The 15386-nt window shown below is 44.7% G+C and carries 12 protein-coding genes; 3 read left to right on the top strand and 9 right to left on the bottom strand.

Going from position 1 to position 15386, the window contains the following annotated elements; translation table 11 throughout:
* Nucleotides 1–153: 153 nt before the first annotated feature.
* Nucleotides 154–573 carry a GNAT family N-acetyltransferase gene (locus tag NYE25_RS03355; RefSeq protein WP_341145111.1) on the top strand — a complete coding sequence of 140 codons (420 nt, stop codon included), beginning with the start codon at nt 154–156 and terminating at the stop codon, nt 571–573.
* Between the two features lie 119 nt (nt 574–692).
* On the opposite strand, the gene NYE25_RS03350 is transcribed toward NYE25_RS03355, so the two are convergent.
* A complete protein-coding gene (locus tag NYE25_RS03350; protein ID WP_341145110.1) occupies nt 693–1091 on the bottom strand; it encodes a DnaJ family domain-containing protein in 399 nt (132 codons plus the stop codon).
* A gap of 1207 nt (nt 1092–2298) precedes the next feature.
* Between NYE25_RS03350 and NYE25_RS03345 the strand changes: the two genes are divergently transcribed.
* Entirely contained in the window at nt 2299–2778 is a 480-nt protein-coding gene (locus tag NYE25_RS03345) for an SRPBCC family protein (RefSeq protein ID WP_341145109.1), read from the top strand.
* On the opposite strand, the gene NYE25_RS03340 is transcribed toward NYE25_RS03345, so the two are convergent.
* The 4 genes from NYE25_RS03340 to NYE25_RS03325 all read right to left on the bottom strand — a co-directional run bounded on the left by NYE25_RS03340 (nt 2767) and on the right by NYE25_RS03325 (nt 7067).
* Nucleotides 2767–3576: an SDR family oxidoreductase gene (locus NYE25_RS03340; protein WP_341145108.1), complete on the bottom strand. Its 810-nt coding sequence runs from the start codon at nt 3574–3576 to the stop codon at nt 2767–2769. The two genes, NYE25_RS03345 and NYE25_RS03340, sit on opposite strands and share 12 nt — an antisense overlap.
* Before the next feature lie 138 nt (nt 3577–3714).
* Nucleotides 3715–4581 carry a transglutaminase family protein gene (locus tag NYE25_RS03335; RefSeq protein ID WP_042187715.1) on the bottom strand — a complete coding sequence of 289 codons (867 nt, stop codon included), beginning with the start codon at nt 4579–4581 and terminating at the stop codon, nt 3715–3717.
* On the bottom strand, nt 4578–5531 hold the full coding sequence (locus NYE25_RS03330; protein ID WP_076282772.1) for an alpha-E domain-containing protein: 954 nt from the start codon (nt 5529–5531) through the stop codon (nt 4578–4580). The genes NYE25_RS03335 and NYE25_RS03330 overlap by 4 nt, the downstream gene beginning before the upstream one ends.
* 72 nt (nt 5532–5603) lie before the next feature.
* The gene (locus NYE25_RS03325; RefSeq protein ID WP_341145107.1) at nt 5604–7067 is read right to left on the bottom strand and encodes a circularly permuted type 2 ATP-grasp protein; all 1464 of its coding nucleotides are present in this window, start codon (nt 7065–7067) and stop codon (nt 5604–5606) included.
* 353 nt (nt 7068–7420) lie between these two features.
* Here NYE25_RS03325 and NYE25_RS03320 point away from each other — a divergent pair, with 353 nt between their 5' ends.
* Complete coding sequence (locus NYE25_RS03320) at nt 7421–8308, top strand: DUF1835 domain-containing protein (protein ID WP_341145106.1); 888 nt, start codon at nt 7421–7423, stop codon at nt 8306–8308.
* A 127-nt stretch (nt 8309–8435) separates the two neighbouring features.
* On the opposite strand, the gene ftsY is transcribed toward NYE25_RS03320, so the two are convergent.
* The 4 genes from ftsY to fabF all read right to left on the bottom strand — a co-directional run bounded on the left by ftsY (nt 8436) and on the right by fabF (nt 15236).
* Nucleotides 8436–9434: a signal recognition particle-docking protein FtsY gene (gene ftsY / locus NYE25_RS03315; RefSeq protein ID WP_042187710.1), complete on the bottom strand. Its 999-nt coding sequence runs from the start codon at nt 9432–9434 to the stop codon at nt 8436–8438.
* Nucleotides 9435–9539: 105 nt separating this feature from the next.
* Nucleotides 9540–13109 (bottom strand): chromosome segregation protein SMC, encoded by a 3570-nt coding sequence (gene smc, locus NYE25_RS03310; protein WP_149644311.1) that lies wholly within the window; start codon nt 13107–13109, stop codon nt 9540–9542.
* A gap of 171 nt (nt 13110–13280) precedes the next feature.
* Complete coding sequence (gene rnc / locus NYE25_RS03305; protein ID WP_341145105.1) at nt 13281–13985, bottom strand: ribonuclease III; 705 nt, start codon at nt 13983–13985, stop codon at nt 13281–13283.
* A gap of 12 nt (nt 13986–13997) precedes the next feature.
* On the bottom strand, nt 13998–15236 hold the full coding sequence (fabF, locus tag NYE25_RS03300) for a beta-ketoacyl-ACP synthase II (RefSeq protein ID WP_341145104.1): 1239 nt from the start codon (nt 15234–15236) through the stop codon (nt 13998–14000).
* Nucleotides 15237–15386: the final 150 nt, after the last annotated feature.

Here is a 15386-nt window from a genome sequence, read left to right as displayed (position 1 = left end):
TCTCTCCATCGTTTGTAATAATATGTTATGATTTCCTTTGATGTGGTCTAAACCCTATTCATCATGTGCGAAAAAACTTCAAAGATCAAGACAAACTGTACTTACCATTTCAAGTATAACTTTCTTATATTATAAAAAAGGAGACTTTCTAAAATGCTCGTAACTAAAGCCACTATTTCAGATTTATCTATACTTAGCAAGATCGATAGCATGGTCATTGGCAGCGAAATTCGCAAACCTAAAATTGAACAATATATTCTAAACGAGCAATGTGTTGTAGCATCGATTAACAGTGAGTATGTCGGTTTTGCTTGTTACGATACCACTTTTTTCGAATGCTGTTTTATTCAGCTCGTAATTGTGAATCCCAATTTCAGACGTCTTGGCATTGCAGGTGCACTTATTCGTTACATTGAAGAACACTCTCCAACCCCCAAGCTGTTTACATCCACCAATGAATCCAATACGATCATGCAGCAAGTGTGTCTTTCTCTAGGATTTGTAAGAAGCGGAATCATTGAGAATTTAGACGATGGTGATCCAGAATGGGTATATTTCAAGCAAGTAAAATGAAATACACTTGTGAAGCGAAGCACGCAAAAAGGCAGCTCTTTCGTCTCTTTATGGACTAAGAGCTGCCTTTATATCACACTATTTATCCTCATGTCCATACAACATGACCCTAATAAGCGTTATTCTTCTTCCCTAATTATCTGTTCATGTATTTGAACACTGTATTGCATATAAGCAGGATTACTATCTAAGCCTCGTTCACGCAGAAGCTCTTGCAGACGCAGCCTTTTCAAAGACAATTTTGCCCGGATTGCCTTACCTTCACTAGTTTCAGTGCCTCCGCTATTGTGGCAGGCAGCAAGCAGCCCTTCGAGGGTAACGCATTCTGCACGCAAAGATACTTCTTCGGGCACCAGCCCGGAATTCTTCATAATTTTGAAAGACATGCGTAATTCTTCTGGCACGCCCGATAAATCCTCAAGCTCCAGTGGCTTGCCATGCCCAGGTAAATCTCCAAATTCCCCATTACGCATAGATTCCTGAATCCGCTGCTCAACCAGCCAGGACATCATCCCCATATACGCAGCCTCCTTCACCAATACCACTACTATGATCTATCCCGTCTAAGCAAAAGTATGGTAAGCAGAATTGCGTCTATTTTAGCATAAATAACTGTAGATTTACATCAAACTGCCGCAATGCATTCTTATAAAAGACGATCCTTCTCCGTTCTATGAATCTTCCTCGTCATCGCAGATCGTTCGGACTAAGGAGCCCTTATTTCGCAATTTCAGGCTATTTTGCTACACTATCGGACTCAGTTGCACCTATTCACGCAAATACACCCTATTTTTAATAGAAATTGTGGAAATAAGAGCTATGCAGTCCGATACCGCTAAAATAAGCACTAAAAAGCTCAAATAGCTGCAATGCAGTCCGAAAAGTCTGCGCATCCTCATATTCGCCTCCGCAGATCGCTCAGGACTCAAGAGTCCCCATTCCGCAAATTCAATTCATTCTGCTACACCATCATTATCTGCTCCCTGTCCGCAACATATTACAGACGCCTAACCAAACCGTACAATAGTTTTTTTTCATGCGAACAATTGTTATACTCGTTCTAATAAGCCTCAACTCAACAAGAAAAACGCCTGACGTCGTCCTTGGAGGTAGAGTTACAAGCTGAGTACATCCGTAATTCCATACTCGTATCCATATACACCTTCGTAGTGAGGTTCCGCTTACGGACCGAATGGCTTTATTTCGATGAAATGAGCACATCTATTAGGGACGGACCGTATTGCACTTATTCCCTAATAACAAGCCCCTTCCCGGTGATCTGGGGCGAATAACAGCGCTGGCTCGTTTACGTTACCGGCGGCACATTGTATTCGGTTTTTCGCATACATTTGGCTCGTTTACGTTACCGGCGGCACATTGTATTCGATTTTTCGCATACATTTGGCTCGTTTATGTTACCGTCGGCACATTGTATTCGATTTTTCGCATACATTTGGCTCATTTACGTTATTGGCGGCACATTTGTATTCGGTTTTTCGCATACATTTGTCCGTAGGCTCGACTAAAACATGCATTTCGGAGGATATAAGGTCCGCTCGGTTTTTAGAATCTGACGGATGACTCCTCGTTTATTTCATGTCTCCTGCTTCTTCACGTTCACCCCTCTTCCTCTTTCTTCGGAGTTATCCACATTTTTTTTGTATTGTATAATTTCCTAAACAATAAAAAAAGGACTACAGCAGTAGTCCAAAGGAGAAATATAACATGATAGCTAACCTCAAAAAAACAGATGATCATTATGTCGCTCGTTTCGAACGTCAATTAAAACATCCCGCATCAGAAATCTGGTCCTTTCTGACAGAGAATAAGAAGCTTGCTTTATGGTTCACTGAATTACGTGTTGAAGACCTGTGTGAAGGTGGATTAATCAAGTTTGATATGCAAGACGGAACCTTTGAGGAAATGACGATTACCGCCTTGCAACATGAATCTGTTTTTGAATTTACGTGGGCTGAAGATTCCGTTCGCTTTGAGCTATATCCTAATTCAGAAGGCTGCCTTCTCGTCTTGAATGAAACGATCCGAACGCTCACGCCACACACACCCCGAGATTTAGCTGGCTGGCATGTATGTCTGGACGTGATCCAGCATCTTCTGGATGGTACGACGCTGGAGTCACGAAAAGCTGAATGGAACGTTTGGTATGAACGATACCGAGAAGCGATCTCTAAATTAGGACAATAAGGATTCTGCTCCATCAATCACAATTTGCGCACCTGTAATATGAATAGATTCATCGGAAGCCAAAAAAGAAACTAGATCGGCAACATTATCCGGTTTACCCGGCCCATCCGCCAGCGGCTGCGCACCATCGGGAAATTCAATCGGAATGACGATCGCTTCTACTTCTTCGTTCATTTCAGTGGTTTCATCTATATTGGTAGCAATCGCCCCAGGGCAGATCACATTCACTCGAATTTTAAACTTAGCTAGCTCAAGTGCAGCCATTTTGGCAAAAGCTACCTGTCCAGCTTTGGTAGTACTATATGTAGACCACCCAAAGCTGGCAAATCTAGTATTCCCATTGATGGAGCTAGTGATGATAATGCTACCTTTCCCTTTATCCTTCAGATGAGGGATCGTATATTTTAATGTCAAAAAGGTCCCCGTCAAGTTCACCGACATCGTGCGCTCCCAATCACTCAAGCTCAGTTCCTCTATTGGTCCCACCGCACCATTGATTCCCGCGTTAGCGAATACTACATCTAAGCCGCCGAATTGTTCGACTGTCCTGCGCACGGCTTCCTCCATCCCTTTTTCATCCGAAGTGTTTACCTCTATGGCCAATGCACAATCTTTGCGAAACTTGTTTAGCTTATCCGCCAAAGATGAGGTACGTTCAAGATTCAAATCAAAAAGCGCTACATTAGCACCTTCCCTCGCCAACTTAATAGCGGTAGCCCGACCAATTCCTGAACCCGCTCCTGTTATAATTGCAGTTTTTCCAATAAATCTTTGTTTCTTAGCTATGTTTGGACTCATATGTAATCTCTCCCTTAAGATCTCTTAGTGATGTACTATGGATCAAGATTACCCAAATACATGTACACTGGAATCATCTTCACAAAAAAACTCCCCGTTCAAAAGCTTGAACTGAGAGTTTCATCTAGATCTATACATCTAATTGTCCAACTTCCGCACATCCACTTTCACGGTCAGAGTGCCTGCTCCACCACGATATACACCTTTTACAGGTACAATATCTTTGTAGTCCCGTCCGTGACCTAACTTAATGTAACGCCAATTGACCTCAACATTATTCGTCGGATCGAAACCAAGCCAACCTGTACCCGGAATGTGAGTCTCCACCCAAGCATGAGAGGCTTGCTCAAAATTAGCATTACTCCCTTGCAGATCACCAACAAAATGATATCCACTTACATATCTGGAAGGCAGACCGACACTACGGCAGACAGCAATCATTAGATGAGCATAATCCTGACATACACCGCGTTTAAGCTTCAGTGCTTTTTTTACCGTAGTATTTACACTTGTAGCCTCAGGGTCATAGGTGAACTGTTCATAAATCGTCGCCGATAATTTAAGAATCCATTCATACATATCCTCTGCTTCATTAAAAGGGTACTGTGAGGCAAACTCCACTAATTCAGGCGTCACCTCGGTATAACGTGTCGGCAAAATAAACTCAATATATCGGTTCTGAAATCCCTCGTCATTTAACAATCTAATTTGTTCTTCAAGAGATGTTCTCGGGAGATCTGTCCCCTGAGCTTTATCCAGTGTAACTACAGTAGCTTTAGTGTGGATGACCATCTCCGTATGCGGCTTATTAACCGAATAGGCATGGACCCGATTTCCGAAGAAATCCTCATAGGTTAAAAGATTTGCTGGAGGGTAAATATCCACTTCATGGTGATAACAGGATTGGCGATAATTCGTGCGTGGCGTGAGTCTGATCTCATTGACACTGTCCGTAACCGGCTCTGGATAGCTGTATGTGGTGGTATGATTGATTTGAATCTTCATACAGACACTCCTTCTCGCCGAAAAAAGGCGCCCTCCATTGTTTTACCAAGTTTTTGACAGGATATCACCAGCGATTTAAGCACATCTTCCACTAGCTCGCCGGACATTTCTTCCTTTTCCATATAATCCAGCTCTGCTTTTAGCTTACCTGCTTGCCGGATAACCTTCTCATGACCTGAACCTTTCTCTGAGGGATCTAGTTCAAGCTTTGCTAAATGCTCTTCCAGCTGATGAAAAGAAAAACGAATGGAACGCGGAAATTTGGGATTCGCAATCAAGAAATCTAAAATGCTCTCCGGGGACATAGCATCTGCATAATAACGGCGAAACGCCTGGTACCCACTAACGGATTTAAGCACCGCCTGCAACTGAGTATAAACCGCGTCAAGCTCCTTAAATCGGCATGAGGCAATGACTGCCTGCAAGATACGAGTTGTATTCTCTGCCCGCTCTAGAAAGCGTCCGCTCTCAATGAAATGCCACTCATTCCCTCTAAGCATTACCGACTGCTCTGCTCCGAGAAACATGGCTGTACGCTCCTTAACTTGCTGATAGAACTGATGTGGGCCGCTCATAATATCTGCTACAGACCGCTCACCAAGCCATAGGTTGAAGCTGTTGACAACATCCCATAATTCACTTGGAAGCTGCTGACGGAGTGTTCGCAGATTATTTCTAGCATGATGTACACAAGAGAATAATGAATTAGAATTGCCTAAATCAAGTGTGATGAAAGATAGGACATCCTGCTCGGAAAAGGTTTCGAACTGCTGCATATATTCACCTCGAACGCCTAGCGCATCGATTAACCTTGACCATTTATGTCCTTCTTCATGAAAATCCTCTTCCTGCTGGATATGATAATGAACATTGATTAGCCGCGCATGATTCTCTGCCCTTTCAATATATCTGCCGATCCAGAACAAAGCTTCAGCATTTCGATTCAGCATCTCCAGCCACTCCCTTATTTAACAAATTGATGCTGCATTTTGTTAATCATCAACAAGCCTCACTAGGTTGTATCAAGCCATGACCCAAGTATCTTTTACGCCACCACCTTGCGAGGAGTTTACGACCAACGACCCTTCTTTCATAGCCACCCGTGTCAATCCCCCAGGTATAACATGTGGCTTACGGTCAGCACCCATTAATACAAAAGCTCGAAGGTCGATATGTCTCGGTGCCATTGTTCCTCCTGACAATACCGGTGCTCTAGATAGAGACATGATCGGCTGCGCAATATAACGCTCCGGATCTGCGATAATCTTCATTCGAAATTCAGCGAGTTCTTCTTTCGTAGCTTCGCTTCCGATCAACATTCCATAACCCCCGGATAAAGAGGTTTCCTTAACAACCATTTCAGATAGGTTCTCAAGGACATATAAACGTTCATCAGGCCTGCCTAGCAAATAGGTCGGGACATTCCCAAGAATCGGTTCTTCATTCAGATAATAACGAATCATATCCGGTACATATACATACATCGCTTTATCATCAGCAACACCAGTCCCCGGGGCATTAGCAATCGCTACATTCCCTGCCCGATACGCATTCATCAGTCCCGCCACCCCTAGAAGTGAATCCGGCTGAAAAGCTAACGGATCGATGAAATCATCATCCAAACGGCGATATAGTACATCTAAGCGGCGAAGTCCGTTCATTTCTTTCAAATATATTTTGTGATCCTTTGCAACCAAATCTCGTCCTTCAACCAAATGTATACCCATCTGTTGTGCTAGAAAAGCATGCTCATAATAAGCAGAATTGTATTCCCCAGGTGTAAGGAGTGCTATAACCGGATCTGACTTTCGTGAGGGTGATAGACTGCGAAGAACGGATAAGAAACGATTCAAGCTATGATCAACATCTCGGATGGAGCTGGCAAAGGACAATTCAGGAAACAACTGATTCATAAGAGTTCTGCCTTTAAAAAGATATGAAAAACCTGAAGGCGTTCGTAGATTATCTTCAAGCACATAATATTGCCCATCATGATGGCGGATCAGATCGATTCCCGAGGTAGTGATGTAGGCTCCACCAGGTACCCTTAGACCAGCCATTTCTGGCCGGAAATAACAGTTAGAGATGATCATACGCCTTGGGACTATTCCATCTTTTACGATGTACTGCTCATGGTAGATATCATGAATGAACAGATTCAAAGCCGTGATACGCTGAATAATTCCAGCCTCTAGCCTCTCCCATTCATTCTTAGGAATAATGCGTGGAATCATATCGAAGGGAATCGTACGCTCCATGGGATGATCCTGAGCCGGATTGTATAGCGTAAAAGTAATTCCTTCCTCCATCATCCTGCGCTGCATCAATTTCTGCTTACCCTGCAGCTCTTCGGAGCTCATTCCGGAAAACATGCGATTCACATGTCTGTAATGCGGCCGGACATTTCTCTTATCTGCATACATTTCATCGAAAAAATGTTGCAGCGGATACGGAGACAGACCTGGCAGAGGATCTAATTTGGACATGAGCCCGACTCCTTTCGATAAATGTTATCTTTACTAACAAGTCATACTTTAATTTCTGAAAATATCCAAGAAAATATTGTTTTGTATTCCCATAATACGTAAATCCTATTACCAATGTCAATATATATAACAGAGAAATGCGATCTCTGAATATTTCCTTGTTTTGGAATCGCTTCCTTTCTCTCTTATATAGGTTGCCGGAGCTGAAATGTAGTTTCTTCATTGAATTGTATGCAGGAGTAGTGACAAGCATTACTATTATGAATTTTTCATATGTTGTATTTTTTATATAGTTGTCTGGGAAGGTGATTTCAGTTATATGGTATAATTTGGAACGTTAGGAGAGTGAACAAATGGATCACAAATATACTATGACCATGGAGCAGGAAGAGGCTAGGCGGGATCATATTTTTCTTTTATTTGGCTTGTCCGAAGCTGGTTCGATGAAGGTAGCACTTAGTCGTGTAGGCAGTCGTCATTTAATAAGAGTACTTTCATTTAATGAGACGTTCTCTGCTGGACCGCTGTGCAAATTACCTAATGCTGAAGGGTGTCAAGCCCGTGAGTTATGGTTTCAGGAACGATTTCCGGATCAGGGTTATCATCTCAATCCCCAGCATACACTGGGAGCCATGATTCAGACCTTAAAAGAAATTCCCGAGGACAAAAAAATCACTATTTGGTGCGGAGACAACTCCCATGATCAGACAGGTTTACGATTTGCACTTTCTGTTCTTAGTGAGAGGAAGCAACCTATTTATGTTATAAATCCAATCGAAGCTTATGAGGAGCTTCCCGGGATTACTGAACAATATAGCATGGGCTTATCTCCCCAGTCCTTGGGTCAGCTCCCAAACGAAGCTGTGCAAATTATTATCAAAAACACCGAAAATACGCAACCCCTTACCTCCGCGCAGAGAAAACAGTATGAGCTGGAGTGGCAAGAAATCAGCAACACTGAGGATATGCTTCGAGTCTGGTCCAAAGGTCAGCTAACGAATGTACCCGAAACATACTATGACGAAGACATTCTATCCTTAATTCTGCAACTGCAAAAGAATGAACAGGGAGATCATTTCGTAAATGCAGGACTTATTGTAGGTGCAATTATAGGGCAGTGGAATTTATTTATCAGTACCTCATTTATAGAATATCGCTTCTGGAGGCTTATTAGTGAGGGAAAGCTGTTATTTAAAGGGATACCCTACGCGATGCATTTGTACTTTTTAAGAATTCCTTAGAGGTCACTACATTAACAACTAACAAATATTTTATAAAAAAGGAATGCCCTCATAAACTAAATATAGCTTCGAGGACATTCCTTGTAAATATGACTTCTTTATGATCATGTGTTGGTATGGATTACACTTACTCTTCCGATTCTTCTGACTCTTCCTCAGCAATTAATCCGGCAAAAAGAGCATGCACGAACTGCTGAGAATCAAATGGCTGCAAGTCTTCCATCTTTTCTCCGAGCCCTACGAGCTTCACTGGTAAGTTCATTTCCTGACGAATGGCTACTACAATTCCGCCTTTAGCTGTACCATCCAGCTTCGTCAAGACGAGCCCTGTTACCCCACTCTTTTCACCAAATAGCTTGGCTTGAGTAAGCGCATTTTGACCTGTGGTCGCATCTAGCACCATCAGTACTTCATGCGGAGCACTAGGAATTTCTCTTTGAATAACGCGGAAAATCTTGTTGAGCTCTTCCATCAGATTGCTCTTATTCTGAAGTCTGCCTGCCGTATCGCAAATCAAGATATCTACATTCCGCTGCTTAGCCGCTTGAACAGCATCGAACATAACAGCGGCTGGGTCAGAGCCAGCTTGTTGCTTAATTACGTCTACGCCAGCACGTTGACCCCAAACTTCGAGCTGCTCAATCGCTCCGGCACGGAACGTATCCCCTGCGGCCAAAAGAACTTTTTTACCCTCTTGTTTGTAACGATGTGCTAGTTTACCGATCGTAGTCGTCTTGCCTACTCCATTTACCCCAACGAACAAGATAACTGTAATGCCATCCGGATTTTCCTTCAGGCTGTTATCGTCATCGCCGCGCAGCAATTCCATGAGCTTACGGGACAAAATGGGTTGCAGCTCAGCTGCATCTTCAATTCGTTTTTGCTTCACTTCGGCGCGCAGATCCTCGACAAGTGTCATTACTGTATTAACACCTACGTCCGCACCAATCAAGATTTCTTCCAGCTCTTCGTAGAACTCTTCATCTATTTTTTTACGGCGGATAATCAGGTCTGCTACCTTTTCGACAAAGCCTTTACGGGTTTTCTCTAATCCGTCGCGGAATTGTTTGGTTACACTTTCCGTTTTGCCGGAAATGCTTTCTTTTAACTTCCTGAAAAAGCTCATTTGTTTCCTCCTAAAAGTTTTGTGAGCGACACTTCATTGATTTAACTTCGTACAAAACTCGCTTCGAAAGCAGATACTTAAAAAAATCACCATTTCGGCAAGCCGTTAAGCGATCTCTGCTTCCTCATCCTCTAACCGTACAGAGACAAGCTTAGATACTCCGCCTTCTTCCATCGTCACTCCGTAGAGCACATCCGCCTCTTCCATCGTTCCTTTGCGGTGTGTAACGACGATAAATTGCGTTTGTTCCGAGAACTCACGCAAATACTGTGCAAAACGCACGACATTCGCTTCATCTAACGCAGCCTCTACCTCATCCAGTACGCAGAACGGAACCGGCTTCACTTGCAGGATGGCAAACAAGAGAGCCATCGCAGTTAAGGCGCGTTCCCCACCAGATAGGAGCTGCAGGTTTTGAAGCTTTTTACCCGGTGGTTGGGCTACGATATCTATACCTGTTTCAAGCATATGTTCTGGATCCAGCAGCATGAGATCAGCTCGACCGCCTCCGAACAGCTTCGAGAATACCGTACCAAATTGTTTACGGATCGCATCAAAGGTCTGTTTGAATCGTTTGGACATTTCATCTTCCATCTCACGGATAACTTGATACAGGGTAGTCTTGGCTTCGACCAGGTCATCTTTTTGTCCACTGAGGAAGGTATAACGCTCATGAACACGCTGATACTCTTCAATCGCACCTAAGTTCACTTCGCCCAATGCAGAAATGCTGCGTTTCAGACGCTGTACATCCGCTTGTGCGGCAGGCACATCTTCGGGCACAGGATAACGTTGCTTCGCTAGTTCATAGCTTAGCTCGTAATCATCACTCAGCTTACGAAGAATATTATCAAGTTCAACATCGAGACGACCCACAGAAACTTCAGTAGAACGCAGCTTGTCCTCCACGACTCTAAGTGCCTGACGCTGATCCTTGGTCTTGCCCTCCTCTAGCTCAAGCTTACGGGTTAACGCTGAACGTTCCGCCCGAGCTAGATCCAAAGTACCGGCTGTCTCTTCCTTCTTCAGACGATAACTATTCAAATCTTCTTTCTGTTTCACGGTTTCCAAAGCATTACTAGCCAAATCCTGTTCGATCGTATGTAACAGATTACGATTCTGGCGCAGCTCTTTATCCTGTGATCCCGCATCTTGTCTTAGACGACGTAATTGCTCCTCCAAGGAGAAGATCTCCTGATCGAGCTTGCCTTCCGAAACCTTCATACTGGTCAGCTTACCTTGCAACTCTTCCTTAGCGGATTCATTCGCTTTACGCGCCGATTCGGCATTACGGATACCCTCATGAGCTTCCTTCTCTTCCTTCTCGAGACGTTCAAGCTCAGCAGAGGCTTGTTTCCGAGTCTCCTCCAGCGTGCGGACCTCACTTTCAAAGCCACTACGTTCCGCGCCTGTGCTCTCCACTTGTTCCTGCACATGCCGAAGCTCCTGTTCAAGCTGCTTCAAATCGCCAGAAACACGTTGCTCTTCCAGTCTCTTCTCATCACCATCACGGCGCAGGTCCTCTAGCTTCACGCTAGCGTTCTCCTGCTCTTCACGAAGTCTGGCTATGCCTTGTTTCAGCTTAACAATTTGACGCTCGCTCTCTTCGATCTCACTGCTCAGCTGATCCAGCTGGCGTTTACGACTAAGTAAGCTATTGTTCTTCTTATGTTGGCTACCACCAGTCATGGAGCCCCCGGCATTGACTACATCACCCTCTAGCGTAACCACACGATAACGATACTGGCATCTTGCGGCGATGCGGTTGGCCTGCTCCAGGCTCTCAGCAATAACTACATTACCAAGCAAACTGCCAACAATACTTGCATACTTATCATCGTATCCAACGAGTTCGGAACCAATTCCAACAAAACCTTCAGCATCTTCCACCATTCCTCGGTCGCTACCGGAAATTTGGCGTGGCCGGATAACATCGAGTGGTAGAAAAGTAGCTCGTCCCAATTGACGTTGCTTCAGGAAAGATATCGCTTGACGAGACACGCTCTCATTATCCATAACCACGTGTTGCAGCGATGCACCCAGCGCGGTCTCAACAGCCATTTCCAGCTTCTCCGGAACGGAGATGAGTTCAGCAACCGCACCATGCACACCGTTAAGCTGTCCTTTACGAGCTCCTTTGAGAACTTCTTTAACCCCAAGCATAAAGCCATCGAAATCATCCTGCATTTCTTTCATGGTCTCGTGACGGGAGACTTGTGCTTCCCGCTTCTGTTCCCACTTTCTCAGACCTGATTGCGTCTCTTCAATCAGCTTCTGACGTTTACTAAGTTGTTCACTTTCAGTAATATAAGCACCACGAAGATTGCTTAGTTCTTTTCCAAGCTGGGCAATCTTGTCTTTTAGCCCTTTCTGGTTAGCAGACAGCTCATCATGCCGTGCAGTCCATTTGCCGCTTTCTTCTTCACTGCGGCTCATACGACGCTCCAGGTTCTCCTTCTGTTGATCCGCGTAACGAATTTCGTTACGTGCATTCGCCATAAGGTTCATTAACTCCAGGAGAGCACTTTTCAGCTTCTCCTCCTGGCTCTGACTAATACCGTCAGCGACACCTTCGAGTCTTGCCTCTTCCGCTTCGATCTGTTTCCGAAGCTCAACAAGCTTAAGCCGGGACGCTTCGAGCTTAGCTTCTAAATCCCCAAGCTCACGCTGTCGGTCCGCAGAACGCTCACCTACAGAACCTAATGTGAGCATTAACTGTTCACGGTTGCTCTCAAGATTACGCTTGCGTTCCTTCAACACTTCCCCGTAACCTTCGCTCTTCTCATAAGCTTCACTATAACGGAGCAATTGCTCTTGCTGCTTCTCGATCTGTTCTTCTAACGCGCGCAGTTCAGCACGTCCGCTTTCCAGCTTGGCATCATGGGCTGAGACAACTGTAGATAACTCCAGTTGCTCATCCTTTAAAGTTTCGAGCTTAGCGTTACCTTCCTGCCAAGCTGTATGAATGCCTTCAATCTGATGCACATAGACTGAAATTTCCTGATGCTTCAGTTGTTCCCGAAGCTCTTTAAAGCGAATGGCCTTCTCCGACTGATCCTTTAGGGGACCAATCTGATCCTCAAGCTCACTAATCAAATCGTGAATACGAAGCAAGTTTTGCTCCGTGTCGTCAAGCTTTCGACTTGCATCTTTTTTGCGCGATTTATATTTTACAATACCCGATGCCTCTTCGAATATGCCTCGCCGATCCTCGGAACGAGTACTCAGAATCTCTTCAATCCGACCCTGTCCGATAATCGAATAAGCCTCACGCCCGATACCGGTATCCATGAACAGCTCTGTGATATCCTTCAGTCGGCAGGATTGCTTATTAATTAAATATTCACTCTCACCACTACGGTGAACACGCCGAGTCACTGTAACTTCGCTGAAATCCAGTGGAAGCGTGTGATCCTCATTATCGAGCGTAAGTGATACTTCACCATAATTCACAGCTTTACGCGCGTCACTACCGGCAAAAATAATATCTTCCATCTTGCCGCCACGCAGTGATTTAGCACTCTGTTCGCCGAGCACCCAGCGTATGCCGTCAGAAATATTGCTCTTGCCGCTTCCGTTCGGACCCACTACGGCCGTTATTCCGCGCACAAATTCCATTTCTGTTTTGTCGGCAAATGATTTAAAACCAGCTAATTCTATCCGTTTCAAAAACATACTTGCCTATCACCTCTGACCCATTATACCATAGCGTTTATTCGCCTAAAATAGCTTCAAAATGAAGCTTGGCTATTCTTTCGAAAAAGAGCAGCAACGGTCTGAGCTCCGCCTAAACGCCGGTATTCAGACCTTTGCTGCTCTCCTCCGCTTGTCCACATGATGCAAAATTCAGGCACCATCTTCTTTCAGATGCAACAGTGCAGCTGCTGCAGCCTGCTGCTCTGCTTCCTTTTTCGAGCGGCCGCTCCCTTTACCAAGTGAACGGTTAGTCATTAACACTTCAGAGACGAATTCACGCTCATGCGCGGGTCCCCGTTCTTCAATGATCCGATATTCCAACGTACCCATATTGTGCTGCTGAATTAGCTCTTGCAGTTCCGTCTTATAATCAGTCATCTGCATTTGCAGTTTCCCATCCGTCTCCACAAGTGGAAATACGTGATTATCAAGAAAAGACCGTACATTTTCCAGCCCTTGGTCAAGATAAAGCGCTCCCACGAAGGATTCGAACACATCAGCCAGCAGGGCCGGGCGAGTACGTCCGCCCGTAAGTTCTTCCCCTTTTCCCAGCAGTACATAACGGCCAAAACCTAAACTCTCAGCGAACTTAACCAGCGAAGGCTCGCATACGATAGCGGCACGTAGCTTGGTCAGTTCCCCTTCAGGTCGATCTGGCAACAGATTGTACAAATATTCAGAAACCGTCAGCTCCAGTACAGCATCCCCTAGAAATTCGAGACGCTCATTGTCCTGATGCTGATTGAAACGGTGTTCATTCACATAAGATGCATGGGTAAAGGCCTGCTTCAGAAGCACAGAATCGTGAAATTGGATTTGAAGTTGCTGTTGTAACTGCTTCAGTTCTCCTTTCACCGCGCTGTCCCCTTACTGATTATATTTTTTTAGAATAACTGTTGCGTTATGTCCCCCGAATCCAAACGAATTCGACATTATAATATCAAGATCCGCTTTACGTGGAACATTAGGTACATAATCCAAATCACATTCCGGATCCTGGTTGTCCAAATTAATCGTTGGAGCAATCATGCCCTTTTGCAAAGAGAGTCCGCAGATAATAGCTTCTACTCCACCAGCAGCACCTAGAAGATGACCTGTCATGGATTTCGTTGAGCTAATAGCTACTTTATAGGCATGTTCACCTAATGCTTTCTTAACAGCAGCCGTTTCTGATCGATCTCCTACAGGCGTTGAAGTACCATGTGCGTTGATGTAATCAATATCTTCAGGAGAGATACCAGCATCACGGATTGCCATCTTCATGCAGCGTGCTGCACCATCTGGATCCGGTTCAGTCATATGGTGAGCATCAGCGCTTAGACCATAGCCGATTACCTCAGCATAAATCTTCGCTCCACGTTTCTCAGCATGTTCAAGGGATTCCAGAATCAAGATCCCAGCGCCCTCTCCCATAACGAAACCATCGCGATCTACATCAAATGGCCGACTAGCCTTCTCCGGCTCATCATTACGAGTGGACATCGCTCTCATTGCACAGAATCCTGCCATTCCTGTTGGACGAATGGTCGCTTCCGAACCACCGCAGATCATAGCATCCGCGTCTCCACGTTGAATCAGACGGAACGATTCCCCAATGGAATGACTTCCTGTAGCACAGGCTGTCACTGTAGTCGTATTCGGTCCCTTTGCACCGAGGTTAATGGACAGCTGCCCAGAACCCATGTTAGCGATCATCATCGGGATAAAGAACGGGCTAACCCGTTTTGGCCCTTTTTCAAGCAACAGATTATGATTGTCTTCCCAAGTACCAAGACCACCGATACCCGAACCAACAGATACACCGATCCGTTCAGCATCGATATCTTCACCGATCTTAAGTCCACTGTCTCTCAATGCATCTTCACCAGCAGCCACTGCAAATTGTACAAAACGGTCCATTTTGCGGGCTTCCTTGCGGCCAAAAAGAGCCTCCGGATCAAAGTCTTTAACTGATGAAGCAATTTGCGTAGTGTATTCACTGACATCAAACGCTTCAACCATCGATACACCTGATTTACCGCTCATCAGATTATCCCAGAACGTCTCCAAGTCTTTCCCCAGTGACGTAATTACGCCCATCCCGGTTACAACCACTCTATGACTCAAACACAATCACCCCATCTATAGGCTGTATACATTATATTCAGTACTTATATACTGCAAATTATTACTATATGAACAGCGATCACCGCATCATTAAAGCTTCTGCGGTTCTGTTATAATCCCTATGAAGCTGCACATGGCAACCTGTAATAC

The sequence above is a fragment of the Paenibacillus sp. FSL E2-8871 genome, from assembly GCF_038000345.1.
Classification (GTDB): Bacteria; Bacillota; Bacilli; order Paenibacillales; family Paenibacillaceae; genus Paenibacillus_AQ.
The sequence above is the reverse complement of the archived record's forward strand: the minus strand, read 5'-3'. Positions and strand labels throughout refer to the sequence as shown.

Excerpts from the sequence above, each read along its gene's own strand:
- NYE25_RS03355 (WP_341145111.1), top strand. The coding sequence starts at position 154 with ATGCTCGTAACTAAAGCCACTATTTCAGATTTATCTATACTTAGCAAG.
- NYE25_RS03350 (WP_341145110.1), bottom strand. The coding sequence starts at position 1,091 with ATGGGGATGATGTCCTGGCTGGTTGAGCAGCGGATTCAGGAATCTATG.
- NYE25_RS03345 (WP_341145109.1), top strand. The coding sequence starts at position 2,299 with ATGATAGCTAACCTCAAAAAAACAGATGATCATTATGTCGCTCGTTTC.
- NYE25_RS03340 (WP_341145108.1), bottom strand. The coding sequence starts at position 3,576 with ATGAGTCCAAACATAGCTAAGAAACAAAGATTTATTGGAAAAACTGCA.
- NYE25_RS03335 (WP_042187715.1), bottom strand. The coding sequence starts at position 4,581 with ATGAAGATTCAAATCAATCATACCACCACATACAGCTATCCAGAGCCG.
- NYE25_RS03330 (WP_076282772.1), bottom strand. The coding sequence starts at position 5,531 with ATGCTGAATCGAAATGCTGAAGCTTTGTTCTGGATCGGCAGATATATT.
- NYE25_RS03325 (WP_341145107.1), bottom strand. The coding sequence starts at position 7,067 with ATGTCCAAATTAGATCCTCTGCCAGGTCTGTCTCCGTATCCGCTGCAA.
- NYE25_RS03320 (WP_341145106.1), top strand. The coding sequence starts at position 7,421 with ATGGATCACAAATATACTATGACCATGGAGCAGGAAGAGGCTAGGCGG.
- ftsY (WP_042187710.1), bottom strand. The coding sequence starts at position 9,434 with ATGAGCTTTTTCAGGAAGTTAAAAGAAAGCATTTCCGGCAAAACGGAA.
- smc (WP_149644311.1), bottom strand. The coding sequence starts at position 13,109 with ATGTTTTTGAAACGGATAGAATTAGCTGGTTTTAAATCATTTGCCGAC.